The sequence below is a fragment of the Glaciibacter kafniensis genome (assembly GCF_039538945.1).
In the GTDB taxonomy this organism is placed as follows: domain Bacteria; phylum Actinomycetota; class Actinomycetes; order Actinomycetales; family Microbacteriaceae; genus Cryobacterium; species Cryobacterium kafniensis.
This window is the reverse complement of the sequence record NZ_BAABCN010000002.1, coordinates 107,680-121,817: the sequence shown is the minus strand read 5'-3', so window position 1 is coordinate 121,817 and position 14,138 is coordinate 107,680. Positions and strand designations below refer to the sequence as shown.

General features: G+C 65.7%; 14 protein-coding genes. 9 read left to right on the top strand and 5 right to left on the bottom strand.

Going from position 1 to position 14,138, the window contains the following annotated elements:
* Window positions 1-547: 547 nt before the first annotated feature.
* Together ABD791_RS01020 and ABD791_RS01015 are read left to right on the top strand one after the other, a co-directional pair.
* A complete protein-coding gene (locus tag ABD791_RS01020; RefSeq protein ID WP_345061404.1) occupies window positions 548-907 on the top strand; it encodes a hypothetical protein in 360 nt (119 codons plus the stop codon).
* Window positions 908-1,032: 125 nt separating this feature from the next.
* Entirely contained in the window at window positions 1,033-1,392 is a 360-nt protein-coding gene (locus ABD791_RS01015) for a dihydrofolate reductase family protein (RefSeq protein ID WP_345061402.1), read from the top strand.
* An 80-nt stretch (window positions 1,393-1,472) separates the two neighbouring features.
* On the opposite strand, the gene ABD791_RS01010 is transcribed toward ABD791_RS01015, so the two are convergent.
* A complete protein-coding gene (locus ABD791_RS01010; protein WP_345061400.1) occupies window positions 1,473-2,162 on the bottom strand; it encodes a helix-turn-helix transcriptional regulator in 690 nt (229 codons plus the stop codon).
* A gap of 73 nt (window positions 2,163-2,235) precedes the next feature.
* Here ABD791_RS01010 and ABD791_RS01005 point away from each other — a divergent pair, with 73 nt between their 5' ends.
* Window positions 2,236-2,964, top strand: a complete 729-nt coding sequence (locus ABD791_RS01005) for an alpha/beta fold hydrolase (RefSeq protein WP_345061398.1) — start codon at window positions 2,236-2,238, stop codon at window positions 2,962-2,964.
* A 34-nt stretch (window positions 2,965-2,998) separates the two neighbouring features.
* Here the strand turns inward: ABD791_RS01005 and ABD791_RS01000 are convergent, their stop codons facing one another.
* The 4 genes from ABD791_RS01000 to ABD791_RS00985 all read right to left on the bottom strand — a co-directional run bounded on the left by ABD791_RS01000 (window position 2,999) and on the right by ABD791_RS00985 (window position 6,612).
* Window positions 2,999-3,493 carry a DUF1801 domain-containing protein gene (locus tag ABD791_RS01000; protein ID WP_345061396.1) on the bottom strand — a complete coding sequence of 165 codons (495 nt, stop codon included), beginning with the start codon at window positions 3,491-3,493 and terminating at the stop codon, window positions 2,999-3,001.
* Window positions 3,494-3,536: 43 nt separating this feature from the next.
* Window positions 3,537-4,427: an RNA polymerase sigma-70 factor gene (locus tag ABD791_RS00995; protein ID WP_345061394.1), complete on the bottom strand. Its 891-nt coding sequence runs from the start codon at window positions 4,425-4,427 to the stop codon at window positions 3,537-3,539.
* A 4-nt stretch (window positions 4,428-4,431) separates the two neighbouring features.
* Window positions 4,432-5,601, bottom strand: coding sequence for an NAD(P)/FAD-dependent oxidoreductase (locus ABD791_RS00990; protein WP_345064418.1), 1,170 nt, complete (start codon window positions 5,599-5,601; stop codon window positions 4,432-4,434).
* A gap of 216 nt (window positions 5,602-5,817) precedes the next feature.
* Entirely contained in the window at window positions 5,818-6,612 is a 795-nt protein-coding gene (locus ABD791_RS00985) for an IclR family transcriptional regulator (RefSeq protein ID WP_345061392.1), read from the bottom strand.
* Between the two features lie 115 nt (window positions 6,613-6,727).
* Here ABD791_RS00985 and ABD791_RS00980 point away from each other — a divergent pair, with 115 nt between their 5' ends.
* The 6 genes from ABD791_RS00980 to ABD791_RS00955 all read left to right on the top strand — a co-directional run bounded on the left by ABD791_RS00980 (window position 6,728) and on the right by ABD791_RS00955 (window position 14,097).
* The gene (locus ABD791_RS00980; RefSeq protein WP_345061390.1) at window positions 6,728-7,471 is read left to right on the top strand and encodes an SDR family NAD(P)-dependent oxidoreductase; all 744 of its coding nucleotides are present in this window, start codon (window positions 6,728-6,730) and stop codon (window positions 7,469-7,471) included.
* A gap of 26 nt (window positions 7,472-7,497) precedes the next feature.
* On the top strand, window positions 7,498-8,295 hold the full coding sequence (locus ABD791_RS00975) for an SDR family NAD(P)-dependent oxidoreductase (protein ID WP_345061388.1): 798 nt from the start codon (window positions 7,498-7,500) through the stop codon (window positions 8,293-8,295).
* A 38-nt stretch (window positions 8,296-8,333) separates the two neighbouring features.
* Window positions 8,334-9,665, top strand: a complete 1,332-nt coding sequence (locus ABD791_RS00970; protein WP_345061386.1) for an MFS transporter — start codon at window positions 8,334-8,336, stop codon at window positions 9,663-9,665.
* 96 nt (window positions 9,666-9,761) lie between these two features.
* A complete protein-coding gene (locus ABD791_RS00965; protein WP_345061384.1) occupies window positions 9,762-11,165 on the top strand; it encodes an FAD-dependent oxidoreductase in 1,404 nt (467 codons plus the stop codon).
* A complete protein-coding gene (locus tag ABD791_RS00960) occupies window positions 11,162-12,529 on the top strand; it encodes an FAD-dependent oxidoreductase (protein ID WP_345061382.1) in 1,368 nt (455 codons plus the stop codon). The genes ABD791_RS00965 and ABD791_RS00960 overlap by 4 nt, the downstream gene beginning before the upstream one ends.
* Window positions 12,526-14,097: an FAD-dependent oxidoreductase gene (locus tag ABD791_RS00955; protein WP_345061380.1), complete on the top strand. Its 1,572-nt coding sequence runs from the start codon at window positions 12,526-12,528 to the stop codon at window positions 14,095-14,097. The genes ABD791_RS00960 and ABD791_RS00955 overlap by 4 nt, the downstream gene beginning before the upstream one ends.
* Window positions 14,098-14,138: the final 41 nt, after the last annotated feature.

Genomic DNA, 14,138 nt, shown 5'->3' with positions numbered 1-14,138 from the left:
ACCTACGCGCGCGGAGGCGCAAACGAAAGAAGTCTCGACAATTCCTCAGTGATGAAGTGGGGCTTGTAGTCGTCCCGCAGCGCATTGTGACTGAATCCGTCGATGAGAAGAACGACATGACCGAATACAGCTCACCGTCTAGACTCTCGACGTTGAATCTAGCGAGGGGATGAACGTGGGGCCGAAAACCTGGGTCTATGCTCGCACGCGGACCGTCATCCTCATCGCCGTCGCAATCGTCCTGCTAACCGTCGCCGCGATGCTCCTCCTTCCCCTCATCGGCAGTGGAGCTTTATCGGCACTCGAGCCGTCAGCACGCGCGACCTCGTCCAAAGCTTTGAGTTCTGCGCCGCCGAGTTCGGCGCCATCCGCATCACCGAGTCCGACTGCAACGAGCACGCCTGCCCCGACCGCCAGCAACGCGGCGGAGACCCCGACGCCTCCTCCCCCTCCCACCGCCGACGAGCAGTCTCAGTCACCCGCGCAGCCACCGGCTGCGGAGCCGGAAACCGAGCCGGTCGCGGAGCCAGCGCCCGAGCCAGTCGCGGTGCCAGCGCCCGAGCCGCCCGCTATTCAGATTCCGCCCCGCCTCACCGCATTCGGCTGGGTCGGAAGTGACAGCGTCATCTGCCCTGACATGACGAGCAACCACGTCGTCGTGAAGGACTTCTCTTGGACCGCCGCCGACGCCTCGACGGTGGATCTCTATGTCGCCATGACGGACAGCGAAGTCCAAGCAACGTCGGGCTACGTAGTGGTCGCCTCCGGACTGAGTCCGTCGGGTGTCGCCGGCGTGCCGATCAGCTGCGGATCAAGCGGGCTCGGCACCTTCTTTACGGTCAAGATCGTGGCGACGAATGCCAGCGGCTCGGCCGCCGCGCACTGGCGGGGCGCCACCGGCCTGTGACTTAGATGGTCCGTTCGGATCGATCATCAGATGTCACTTGGGATTTCGGCATGGTGAACCTGCGCGCCTGGGCAGGTGGGCGCAAGGGTCATGACCTTCGGAGTGGATCGGAGAATACTCGGCACATGGGAAAAGTGACGATTTCTTTTGAAATGACTCTCGACGGGGTGTTCGACCAGATGGAGCAGTGGTTCGATCCGGAAGATCCGGGGGTGCAGCGAGCCTCTGACAAACTTGTCTTCAGTGCCGACGCAGTGCTGCTCGGCAGGGAAAGCTACGAGTTCTTTCGCGAGTACTGGCCGAAGCAAACAGACGACCGTGGCTTCGCCGCGCACTACAACGCGCTCCCCAAGTACGTCGCCTCGCGTACGCTCTCTGGCCCGCTCGACTGGAACGCGACACTCATCGGATACACGCCGGCATCCATCCGTTCACGGTGGGCAACGCCGAGATTCGCCTGCGTACACCGCATCCCATCGGCCTGAGACTACTCGGGGTGCAGGGCCACGACTCGGGCATCATCGCCGCCCGGTACGCACCGGTCCGCTGACGTGATCGGTATCGGTCAGAGGTCGACCGGGCGTGCCAGCTCGGGAGGGGTGCCGATCTCGTGGACCTGGTGACCGGTGCACGGATGACGGGTTGCTGTTGCGCTCTGAACTCTGGTCAGGTCGAACCAACGGACATCGTCTCGGAGCCTGCACCATGCAACAAGGAACCATCGACCACTGTTGAGGGCGAAGATCATCGGCTCTATCTCGCGCTGCGTTCTCCGGCCCCTCCCGTCGGTGTAGGTGAGGTTGATGGTGAGCTGGTCGACGGTAGCTTGCTCAAGCACAGACATCACTCGACGGGGAGCCGCTGGGCCGACGACGACCCACACTCGGTTTGACAGCTCAGCTGCTCGACGGCGGGCCACTGGATCCAGCACGTCAAGCACTTTACGAATTGCAGCGCGCGCCGAATCGGAGAATGGCGCCTGAGCGGTCGCCGACACTGCAGCGGTGAGGGCCAGCGCTTGCGCTGCAGTGAGGTTCACCGGCGGTAGAGAAGATATCTCCGTCAACCCGTAGCCACCGCCGGGACCGGTTCGCCCCCAGACCGGCAGACTGCCGGCCTCGAGAGCGGTGATGTCACGTTTGATCGTGCGGACGGTCACCTCGAATTCGTCGGCGAGTTGCTGCGCAGTGCGGCCTCGAGCACCGGCCCGACGCAACGACTCGGTGAGGGCATGGAGGCGCTCGGTTCGATTCACTCTGCTATTTTCTCAGAAATGGTGACAGTAATAGTGACAAGCCGTTGACGTGTGTCCGGAGGAACATGAGCACATGGAAACAAATGCACCTACCCTCACATCTCTCGTTCTCGTCCCTGGCCACTGGCTCGGTGGGTGGGCGTGGGACGCCGTTGCGGCAGAACTACGTGACCGTGGCCACTATGTCATCGCGATGACCCTTCCGGGCCTCGACCCCGACGATCCTGATCGAACTTCACGGGGCCTGGTCGATCAGGTGGACGCCCTGCGCTCAGCCGTTCGTGGTGCTGGCGCCGACGGCTCTCCCGTCGTCCTCGTCGTTCACAGCGGCGCCGGATTCCCCGCCTCCGTGTTTCTGGACGAGGACCCCACCGCGGTCTCTCGGATCATCTACGTCGATAGCGGTCCGTCCGCCGATGGTGCTGTCTTTGATGCGTCGGTACCACCCGATCAACGGGAGGCGCCACTGCCATCGTTCGAGCAACTGGTTGCCAGCCTCGACGGGCTGAGCGAGGAAGACCTCGAACTGTTCCGTCAGCGGGCAGTGCCGCAGCCCGCAACCGTCATGCGCACTCCAGTGCGCCTCACGAACGAGTCGCGACGAGACGTTCCCTCAACCATCGTTGCCTGCTCCTACCCCTCAGAGGCAATAATGCAGATGGCTCGCGAAGGGAATCCGATGATGGCGGAAGTCGCCAACCTCCGCGACCTCGAACTTGTGGACCTCCCGACCGGGCACTGGCCGATGTGGAGTCGACCAACAGACCTCGCCGTCACCATCTCCAATGCAGCATGCCAGTAGCGGCAAAAGCTTCCTGAGAACAGCTGCGGCGAGCTCAATGCTTCTTGCCGCCGACACCCGGCACCGACGTGACTTGTTTCATCCATGCCGCGATCTGGCGTTCGTCGAGGTCGTCCACGGACTCAAGCTCCACACCCCGCGTCGACTTGCCCATCCCCACCGGCGTCACCGGCGGTACCGGCTCGAGCGCCACGCCATTGATAAACATGAGCTTCACGTGGCCGGCGAAGCCGCCGCAGCTGAAGCACCATCCGTCGCCGACGCCGTAGTACGCCATGCCCCACTTCACGGAGCGCTGGAGGTCAGGCAGCGTCTTGGCCGCCAGCGCGTCGATGGCTTCGGCGATGCCGCGCTGCGGCTGAGGCAGGCTCGCGAGGTAAGCAAAGACCGGTTTGTCGCCGAGCATCGCTTTCGCGGGGCTTGCCCTGCCGGTCATGGCTTCCGGTAGTGTCCAGGCGGCGTCGCCCGGTGCCGCAGCATCCGTGGCCGGTTTCTGGCCTTCGCTTTTTCCGATCTCCCTGCTTTCCATGGCGAGATCCTATTCCTCAGACATCGCGAGGAGAACCTCGGGCTCAATCAGTGCGATTGCCCTTCCATGAGAGGGACGCGCCGGTGGTCGCACCGAGCTTGTCCGGATTTCGTACGAGGTAGATGCCGGTAACGTGTTCGTTGCTTGATTCAACAAGGGCGACGAGGTCAACCCTGTCGCCGCTGTAAACGATGAGGGCCGGCATCCCGTTCAGAGATGACGATTCAACCCGCATATCGGGCACCGGGGTTCTGGCGATACCGGCGAGGAAGCGCGCGATATTGTCCGCACCGATAACAGGCTTGCGGGCTGCTGAAACTTTTCCGCCACCATCGGAGAGGAGCACGGCTCCCGGGGCGAGCACATCCATGAGGGACTGCATGTCGCCCCCGAGCAGCGCCGTGAGGAACCGGTCAGCGACCGCCCGTTGCCGGCGCGCGTCCACCTCAAAGCGGGGTTGCCGCGCGCGGACGTGCGCCTTGGCCCGGCTTGCCACTTGACGCACGGCCGCCAGCGACTTGTCGGTGGCTTCGGCGATCTCCGCATACGGAAAGTCGAACACCTCGCGGAGGACGAAAACGGCCCGCTCATCAGGGGACAGCGTCTCGAGCACCACGAGCATCGCAAATGACAGCGATTCACTCAGCACCGCATTGTCAGCGACATCCGGGGCCGTGGCCACAGGCTCCGGGAGCCACGGGCCAATGTAGTCTTCCCGGCGCCGTTGAGCTGCCCTCAGGGAGTTCAGCGCTTGGCGCGTCACGGTCTTGGCCAGATAGGCCCGCGGATTGTGGACAGCGTCTGCATCGACCACTGACCATCGCAGAAAGCTGTCCTGAACGACGTCCTCCGCATCCGTCGCTGTTCCGGTGATTTCGTAGGCAATGGTGAATAGCAGGGAACGGTGTTCCTCGAAAACCTCCGCGGATCCCACGGCCTTATCGGGCTTCCACCGACCGCGGGCCCTGGGGCCAGCTGTACGAGCCGTTCTTGCGAAGCTCGCCTCGAATCCACGAAAGCGTCTTGCGACAGATCTGCTCTTTTGCCAGTCCAGCGAGGCGACCCCGGATGAAGACGCGGCGCGGCTGGTCGTCGGCGCGCACGATCTGAATGAGCCCTGACTTGCGCCCCAGGCTAATGCACCTGAGCATGTATCCCGCCGAAAGCGGGGCCGGAGCTCGTTTTTCGAGGCGGGCGATGATGCTATCGGCCGCATGGGCTCCCAGCGGCAGTGCCGTTGCGCAGCTCATACGCAGGTGACCTGCAACCGTGCGGGAGGCTTGGATGGCGTCGCCCGCCCCGAAAATGTCGGGGTACTGCGGGCACGACAGCGACTCGTCAACCATGAGGCGCCCCAGCGCGTCGGTTGGCAGTCCGCTGTCCCGTGCCAGGTGTGGTGCGCTGAATCCTGCGGTCCAGATCGTGCAGTCAGATCGCAGGGAGTCACCACCCGAAGTTCTAACCGAAGAATCATCACACCGTTGCACCTCGGTATTCTCCACCAGTTCAACTCCGATCATTGAAAGCCTCTTGGTTATCGCGTGTCGCCCGGATCCGGAGAGGCTCTCCGCAATGACTCCGCGGGAGATAAGACGCACCCGCAGTTGCGGATACTTTTCCGCGATTTCGGAAGCAACCTCAATACCGGTCAGGCCAGCTCCGATGATGCTGACGGTTGCGCCCCGCTCTAGTTGTGAAAGCCTGGCCCGCAAACGGTGTGCATCCTCGGAATCCTTCAGCCCATACGCGCCTGCCGGAATGCTGCTCGATGCCTGGGTGCTGCCCACGGAGTACAGCAAAACGTCGTAGTCGAGCGGGGCGCGATCGCCTGACACGTGCACTGTGCGCCGTTCAGGGTCAATACGCGAAGCCGTGCCTTCGACCAGGTCTGCACGCTCATGCAGAAGAGACCACATCGGCACAGCCGCGGAGTCTCGACTTCCGGCCGCGACCACATGAAGGCGGATTCTTTCCACGAAATCGGCAACCGGGTTGAGAACGGTAACGCTGATGGATTCGGACAATCGCTGGTTTCCGGCAAGCCTGTTCGCGGCCATGACTCCGGCATACCCGGCGCCGATAATAACCACTCGACAAAGTGCAGACATTGAGATTCCTATCGCCAAACGAACGTGTGAACATAGGACACCGCGGAGGCCCGAAATGTGACACGGCAAAGAATCCCGGCAGTGCTGAGGTTGTAGCCCAGCGCTCAGTGGATCGATTCGGGTTCTTCACGTGAGCGGATGGCCGCCCCGACTACCAGGGGCGGCCATCCGCATGTCAGCTCTGCACCGGTCGAACACACCGATGACCGCACGATCTCAGCGCGGGGAGGCCGGAGACGGGCCTGCGGCGCCGCCGATCTCGCCGCTGATCTTGCCGCCGATCTCGTCAGCGATCTCGATGAGATCCGCACTCCACTTCGCGCCGAGTTCCTTCGTAAAACGCGCGATCGGCAGGGCGACGCTGAGCGCCGCGCGCGGTCCGTGCTGTGCACCAACAGAGATCGACATCGCCGCGAGGCCCGGCTCGCTCTCCTCGAAGTTCCAGGCGATGCGGCTGTCCCGGATGTCGTCAAGCTGCTCGTGGAGCGAAACCAGATCGACATCGACGCTGTGCGCGCGAGGGCTTGTCAACGCCATTTTGTAACGGGCGTCCACCTCGTCGTCGGAGAGGTCCGCGAGGAGCGCTTTTCCTCCTGACGTGATGTGCGCCGGAAGCCACGCCCCCACGCGTGATCCAAATCGCAACGGATGCCACGACGCCTCTATGCCGTCGATGTTCTGAATGCGCGTGCCCACGAGCGTCGCGACGTGCACGGTCTCGCCAACGCGCTCGAAGAGCTTTTCCAGCGCCGGTCGGAGCCGAGTCGTGAGCTGGGGGGTGGCAACGCCCACGTTGGCAAGCGCAGAACCGTCGCCGTAGCGCCGGTCCTCGCGCTGGGCGGCGAAACCGTCATGCACGAGCGTGACGAGCAGTCGTTGCGCGGTCGAGGCGTTCACCTCGAGAGCAGCGGCGGCCTCGGTCACGCTGATCGAACCTTCTTCGATGATCAGTTTGAGCAGCACAAGCGCGCGGTGGACGGACTCGACTCTGGGGGCATCTTTGCGGTACACGCAAATGAGCTTACAGTTATTTGCTTCTCTCGCAATCATCTGTTTGTATCGTCACGTTCGAACGGAAGCTTCGAACGCCCACCGAATCGACGATGCTTTGCGAGGGGATTCACCCATGACTGAACGTTCCGCCCAGACGATCGACGCCCGCCGGGCGATCGTGCTCGGGGCATCCAGCGGCATGGGCGCCGCCATCGTACGGCGCTTCGCAGCGCAGGGCATCCAGACGGCCGCATTGGATCTGGAGTCGGCGGTCTGGCCCGAAGATCTTCCCGCTGCTTGCTTCGGCGCGGTCGACGTGACCGACCCGGCGGGCGTTTCCGCCGCGATCGAGAAGGCGGCCGCCGCCCTCGGGTCGGCCGACATCGTGGTGAACTGCGCCGGCATCCTCGGCCCCATCTCAGCGACCGTGGACACCACGCCAGAGACCTTCGCCCGGATCGTCAACCTCAACCTCGGCGGCGCCTTCGCCGTGACCCGCGCCGCGCTGAAGCTCATGCTTCCCCGCGGCAACGGGCGCATCATCCACATCGCCTCCATCGCCGGCAAGGAGGGCAACCCGCAGATGGCCGCCTACTCGGCCTCAAAGGCCGGCGTGATCGGCCTCGTCAAGTCGGTCGGCAAGGAGTACGCCGCCAGCGGGGTCACGATCAATGCGATCGCGCCCGCCTCCATCGAGACGCCGCTCATCCAGGCGATGACGCCGGAGCGCCGCGACGTGCAGAAGGCGCTCATTCCGATGGGCCGCTTCGGCACCGCGGAGGAGATCGCCGGAATCGTCTCCTTCATCGCCTCCGCCGACGCCGCATTCACGACGGGGTTCGTCTTCGACGCCTCCGGCGGACGCGCCGACTACTAGCCAGAACCCAGCACCAGGAGATGCCCATGAGCACAGAGATCGCACGCAGCGCCATCGTCACCGGGGGCGGGGGCGGCATCGGCAGCGTTGTCAGCGAGCGGCTCGCCGCCGCCGGCTTTCACGTCGTCGTCGCCGACGCGAGCCGAGAGTCCGCCGACCGCGTCGCAGCCTCGCTCCCCACCGCGGGCGGCGCACGCCACACCGCCGTGGCCGGCGACCTCACCTCCCCCGCCACCAACCAGGCGGCTGTCGACGCCGCGCTCGGCCTCGGAACCCTCTCGGTGCTGGTGAACGCCGTCGGCATCTCGCCGAAGGATGAGGGGCGCAAGCGCCCGTTCTTCGAGGTCTCCCCCGAGGAATGGGACCTGGTCATGGCCGTCAACGTCAAGGCCCCGCTCCTGCTCATCCAGGCGGCGTTCCGGCACATGCCGACCGATGGTTCAGCCTCGATCGTGAACATCCTCTCGATCACCTCGAAGTCGGGCACCGGCGGGCTCGCCGGCGACACGTTCCCCCCGTTCATGCCGTCATCCGTCGCGTACTCCACCTCGAAGGGCGCGCTGCAGAACCTCACCGGCTCGCTGGCCCGTGAGCTCTCCTCGTTCCGCATCCGTGTCAATGGCGTCGCTCCGGGATTCGTGGCGACGCCGATGACGGGCGGGATGCCCGAAGCCGAGACGAAGCAGATCACAGACCAGATTCCGATGGCCCGCTTCGCCCGTCCGCACGAGATCGCCGACGCGGTCGAGTTTCTCATCAGCGACAAGGCCAGCTACATCACCGGCGCCAGCCTCGACGTCAACGGAGGCGCGCTCACCTGCTGAGCGCCCGCCAACCAATCCACCAAAAGACAGGAAACGAAATGTCAACGACGACAATCACTGACCCAGCGAAGGCGGCGAAGAAGTCCCGACGCTCATATGGTCGGCAGGACAAGCGGGCCTCGGCCGCAGGCTTCATCGGATCTGCCCTCGAGTACTACGACATGTACATCTACGCGTCGGCGTCCGCCCTCGTGTTCACACGCGTCTTCTTCCCTGACTCGGGTGCGACGGGCCTACTTCTCTCGCTCGGCACCTACGGCGTCGCCTACCTCGCGCGCCCCCTCGGCGGCTTCCTCGCCGGCCACATCGGCGACCGGTATGGGCGCCGCAACATCATGATCCTGACCCTCATGGTGATGGGAATCGCGACGTTCCTCATCGGCTGCCTGCCCTCGCACGCCTCGGTCGGCATACTCGCCCCCGCCATGCTCATCCTGCTCCGCCTGTTCCAGGGGCTCTCCGTCGGCGGCGAGGCCTCCGGCGCGACATCTCTCACACTGGAGCACGCGCCAGAGGATCGACGGGGCCTCTACACCTCGTGGATGGTGAACGGCATCTGGGTCGGCTACATCCTCGCGACCCTCGCGTTCATCGGCGTGGCCTCGCTGCCGGATGACGCCCTCTACTCGTGGGGCTGGCGCGTTCCGTTCTGGGGCAGCGCGGTCATCGTGGTCATCGGAATCATCATCCGCCGCACGATCGAGGACCCCGAGGCGTTTACAGAGCAGAAGGAGAACGGCACGATCGTCAAGGCCCCGCTCGCAGAGGTGCTCAAGCGTCAGCCCAAAGACGTCGTCCGCGTGATCTTCGCGGCCTTCCTCATCGTCATCAGCTCGGTCGTACCGGTCTATGGCCTCACTTACGCGACCGCCATCGTCGGCATCCCGGCCAGCACAATGCTGTGGGCTGTCGTATTCGGTTACGCGACGGCGATGGTCTCACAACCGCTATTCGCGCTGCTCAGTGACAAGATCGGGCGCAAGCCGGTGCTCATTGGCGGCAACATCTTCGGCGCACTCGCCGTGTGGGAGTTCTTCTGGGCCGTCGGCGAAGCGAACGTGCCGATGATCTACCTCGGCGTGTTCCTCACGATCACGCTCGCGTTCGGCGCGACGAACGCCGTCTACCCGGTGTTCTTCAGCGAGATGTTCAACACCCGCTTCCGGGTGAGCGGCATGGCGGTGGGCCTGCAGCTCGGCATGGTGCTGACCGGATTCTCGCCGATTATCATCCAGGCGATCTCGATCGCGAACGACAACGCATGGTGGCCGGCAGCGCTCTTCACGAGCATCGCCTGCGTGATCTCCTCGATCGCCATCGCCACAGCCCGCGAGACGAACAAGACCCCGCTACGCGACTTGGGTCTCTGAACGACCGGGGCCTCTGAACGGCCTGAGTCGCTGAACGGCCCGGGCCTCTCGACGGCCCGGGCCCCTGCACACGACATCGAAGACGGAGCACGACGAATGAGCACCCTCAACTGTGACCTGCTGGTACTCGGCAGCGGCATTGCCGGCCAGACGGCCGCGACCCACGCCGCCGAAGCCGGGCTGAACGTCATCCTCGCCGAGAAGACCGCCGCTCTGGGCGGCTCAACGGTGATGAGCGGCGGATGGTTCGCCTTCAGCGGCACCGAGGAGCAGCGTGCCGCCGGCGTTGACGACTCCGCGGAGCTCTTTCTGCGTGACATGCAGGAGGTCGGCGAGTACCGCAACGACCCGGCGCTCCTGCACGCATACCTCGATCACCAGGACGAGACCTACCGCTGGTTGAAGGAACACGGGGTCGTCTTTCGCGAGGTGGAGATCAGCTCCGGGCAGTCGGCCAAGCGCGGCCACAACACGGCGATCACTGATGTGATGGCGACCCTGCACGACCAGTTCGCCGCGGCGGGCGGCACCACGCTGCTCGAGCACCGCGCGACAAAGCTCCTCACCGACGCCGACGGCCGGGTCACGGGCACCCGACTGTCGGGGCCCAAGGGCGATTCCGAGGTCACCGCGCGCTTCGGCGTGGTGCTGGCCACCGGCGGGTTCAGCCGCGGCACCGAACTGCTGAACATCTTCGCGCCCGGGCAGTTGCAGGCGATCCCGTTCGGCGGGCGGGGCAACACCGGTGACGGGCTGCGGATGGCGTGGAAGCTCGGCGCTGACATGGCCGACATGTCGTTCATCAGCGGAACCTACGGATCCCACCCAGAGACGGGCGAGGTGCACGAGCTGCTCACCGCCTATTACGTGGGCGCGATCATCGTTAACAAGGGCGGCAGGCGATTCATTGACGAGTCGCTGTCGTACAAGACGCTCGGCGCCGCCGTGCTCCACGAGGAGGACGGGCTCGGCGTGCAGATCTTCGACGCGAGGGTGCGGGCGCTCTCGCACCGCGGCATCCCGCTCAAAGACATGGACACGCTCGAGGAGAAGGGGCACGTCTTTCGTGCCGACACCCTGGCGGAGCTGGCCGAGCTCGCCGACGTCGATCCCGACACGCTTGAGCAGACCGTCGCGCGGTACAACGACGTCGCCACCCGGGGCGGGGACGACGAGGTCGGCCGCGCCAGCCTGTGTAACGGTGTCGGGGAACTCGTGCCGATCGAGCAGGCCCCGTTCTACGCGTACCCGGCGAAATCACTGATGACCACGACCTACTGTGGCGTCAAGACCTCGGCGCACGCGGAAGTGATCACGGTCGAGGGTGAGTCCATCCCCGGCCTCTACGCGATCGGCGAGGTGGTCGGCGGATTCCACGGCGCGGCCTACATGACCGGCTCCTCGCTCGGAAAGGGCGCGGTCTTCGGCCTCATCGTCGCGCAGCAGGCTGCGCAGCGCGCGGCACTGGCGGCGCACACACCGAGCGGGGTCGGAGCGTGAGCTCAGATCGTTTCGACGTCATCGTCGTCGGCTCGGGGATCGCGGGGGCATCCGCTGCCGCCGCCGCCTCGCGCGCCGGCGCCCGGGTGGTGCTGCTGGAGAAGTCCGCGAGCTTCGGCGGTTCGGCCGCGCTCTCGGCCGGAATGCTGTGGACCGCGCCCGACCTCGACGCGTTCCAGCGGCGCATCCCGCTCGGCAATGCCGTCATCGGACGGCGCCTCGTCGAGGACTTCCCCGGCGCGATCGACGAGCTCCGCGCCACCGGCGTGCGCGTCGCCGACGAACCGACCCGCGAGATCATGACCTACGGCATCGGGTACTCCACCGACATCCACGGCATCCTCGCCTGGTGCCGTGACCAGGTGATCGCCGCGGGCGGGAGCGTGCAGGCATCCGCCCCCGTCCGCCGCCTTCTCGTCGATGACGACGGCAGCGTCGTCGGTGTCGTCGTGGCGACACAACACGGCCCGCGAGAATTGCGGGCGCCGAGCGTCATTCTGGCGACCGGTGGGTTCGCACGCGATCCGGAGCTGCTCGCCCGCTACATCGGCACGAACTCTGACCGCCTGCTCAAACGCTCCAACCCCGGCAGTGTCGGCGACGGTCTGCGCATGGCCCGCGCTGTCGGGGCCGGCGGGTCACCGGCAATGGCGTCGTTCTACGGCCACCTCGTGCCATGGCCGCTGCACGCGTTCGAGCCGGAGAACTACCTCCCCTACTCGCAGTACTACTCGGGGTCGACGATCGTCGTGAACCTGCGCGGCGAGCGCTTCACCGACGAGACCCTGGGCGACGAGATCCTCAACCAGCTCGTTGTCGCCCAGCCGGAGGCGCGCGGTGTGCTGATCTTCGACGAGCACATCCATGTCACCGAAGCACGCCAAGAGCCGTTCCCCGGCCTCGGCGCCACCGATCGGTTCGAAGCAGCTCAGGAAGCAGGCGGCCGGTGGGCGTCGGCCGGCACGATGGACGAACTCATCGCGCTGGTCGGCACCTGGGGCGTCGACAGCGAGGCGCTGACCGCGACCCTCGACGGATACGCCCGGGCGACCGCCGCCGGCGGTGGCGTGGTCCGCGGGGTCCCAGTGTCTGCGCACGCTCGCGCACCGCAGAGCGGTCCGTTCCACGCGCTCATGGTGCAGCCATCCATCACCTTCACCTTCGGCGGCGTGCCGATCTCGGTCGAGGCCGAGGCACTCGATCCCGACGGCGCACCCATCGCTGGCCTGTACGTCGCCGGCGCGGACATCGGCGGGCTGTCGAACATCGGCTATGCGGGAGGACTCGCTCCCGGCTATGTCACCGGAGGCTGGGCGGGTCGCGCTGCGGCCCTCCGAGCACTCAACGGAAAGGAACAAGCATGAGCGTCACAACAGATGTCCTCGTCATCGGCGGAGGCGGCGCTGGACTCACCGCAGCCATCTCCGCAGCCACGAGCGGCGCATCCGCCCTCGTCTTGGAGAAATGCGCCGAGGTGGGTGGCAGCACCGGTATGTCGGTCGGGAGCTTCACCGCGTCCAACACTGCGTACCAGTACCGCGCGGGAGTGAATGACTCGATCGATCTCTTCATCGAGGACATGAAGGTGGCCAACGGGGCCGACGAGGCCCGCGAGAACGTCGCCCTCCGACGCGTGCTGGCCGAAAACGCCGGCCTCACCCTGGAGTGGCTCTCCTCGATCGGTGTGCAGTTTCTCGGCCCGACCCCTGAGCCGCCGTACGAGAAGCCCCGCATGCACAATGTGCTGCCCAACTCGTCCGCGTACATCACGGCACTCTCTCGTGAGGCGCGTAAGCGTGGCGTGACGGTCGTCACGAGCGCCCGTGTGGAGAAGCTGCTGCGCAACATTGCGGGCGAGGTCATCGGTGCACGTGCGAACGGCGTCGACTACCTCGGACGCCGCGCCGTCGTGCTCGCGACAGGCGACTACTCGGCCGCCACCGACCTCAAGGCCGCCTATGTCGGCGAGGATGCCGCGCAAGTGCCGGCCGTCAACCAGAACAACACCGGCGACGGGTTTCGGCTCGGCAGCGACGTCGGCGGTGTCATGCTGCAGATGGACCGCCTCTACGAGGGGCTGCGGTTTCCGCCCGGCCGCTTCCCCGACCCGATCAAGATGCTTCCCGCCCACCCAGCGGTCTCCCGCATCATCCGCTTCGTCGCAGAGCGCCTGCCCAAGAACCTGCTCGGCGTGCTGATGCGCGGCGCCCTGACCAGCTGGGTCGGGCCGAACAACACGCTGTACGCCGCCGGCGCCATCCTCGTCGACCAGACGGGCAAGCGGGTGGCGAACGAAGATTCAGACAAGCTCCTCGCCCGCGGCGTGGCCGCCGGCACCAAGAGCGGATACATGGTGTTCGACGAAGCGCTCGCGAAGCATTTCTCCGCGTGGCCGAACCCGGTCTCGACCTTCCCCGGTGTCGCCTACGCGTACGTGCAGGACTACGCCCGGTACCGCCCCGACATGTTCCACAAGGCCGAGACCATCGAGGAACTCGCCGCGAAGGCGGGCATCGATGAGGCGGGACTCCGCGACACGGTGCGGAAGTTCCGCGAGTACCGCGACGCCGACGCCGACCCGGAGTTCGGTCGCACGCGCTTCGGCGGAGGAATCAACGAAGGGCCCTACTACGCTCTCGGCCCGATGCAGTCGTACATCACCCTCGCCGACGGCGGGCTTGCCGTCGACACGACGCTGCGCGTCACCACGCCTGAGGGACAGCCCATCCCCGGCCTCTACGCGGCCGGCTCCACGGGCCAGGGCGGCCTGCAGCTGCTCAATCACGGTCTACACATCGGGTGGGCGATGGTCTCCGGCCGCATCGCGGGTCGCAATGCCGCCCACGCTTCTCTGCGAACTGATCTGGTCCCCGACGGCGAGACGGCGTCGGTGCTGAACACGCCGGTCAGCGAGCTGAGGTTCATTCCATAGCCGCGCGCAGCGCGCGCGGAGCACTCGATCCCGCTTCTACT

Coding starts and splice junctions, on each gene's coding strand:
- ABD791_RS01015 (WP_345061402.1), top strand. CDS start 1,033: ATGGGAAAAGTGACGATTTCTTTTGAAATGACTCTCGACGGGGTGTTC.
- ABD791_RS01005 (WP_345061398.1), top strand. CDS start 2,236: ATGGAAACAAATGCACCTACCCTCACATCTCTCGTTCTCGTCCCTGGC.
- ABD791_RS01000 (WP_345061396.1), bottom strand. CDS start 3,493: ATGGAAAGCAGGGAGATCGGAAAAAGCGAAGGCCAGAAACCGGCCACG.
- ABD791_RS00990 (WP_345064418.1), bottom strand. CDS start 5,601: ATGTCTGCACTTTGTCGAGTGGTTATTATCGGCGCCGGGTATGCCGGA.
- ABD791_RS00980 (WP_345061390.1), top strand. CDS start 6,728: ATGACTGAACGTTCCGCCCAGACGATCGACGCCCGCCGGGCGATCGTG.
- ABD791_RS00975 (WP_345061388.1), top strand. CDS start 7,498: ATGAGCACAGAGATCGCACGCAGCGCCATCGTCACCGGGGGCGGGGGC.
- ABD791_RS00970 (WP_345061386.1), top strand. CDS start 8,334: ATGTCAACGACGACAATCACTGACCCAGCGAAGGCGGCGAAGAAGTCC.
- ABD791_RS00965 (WP_345061384.1), top strand. CDS start 9,762: ATGAGCACCCTCAACTGTGACCTGCTGGTACTCGGCAGCGGCATTGCC.
- ABD791_RS00955 (WP_345061380.1), top strand. CDS start 12,526: ATGAGCGTCACAACAGATGTCCTCGTCATCGGCGGAGGCGGCGCTGGA.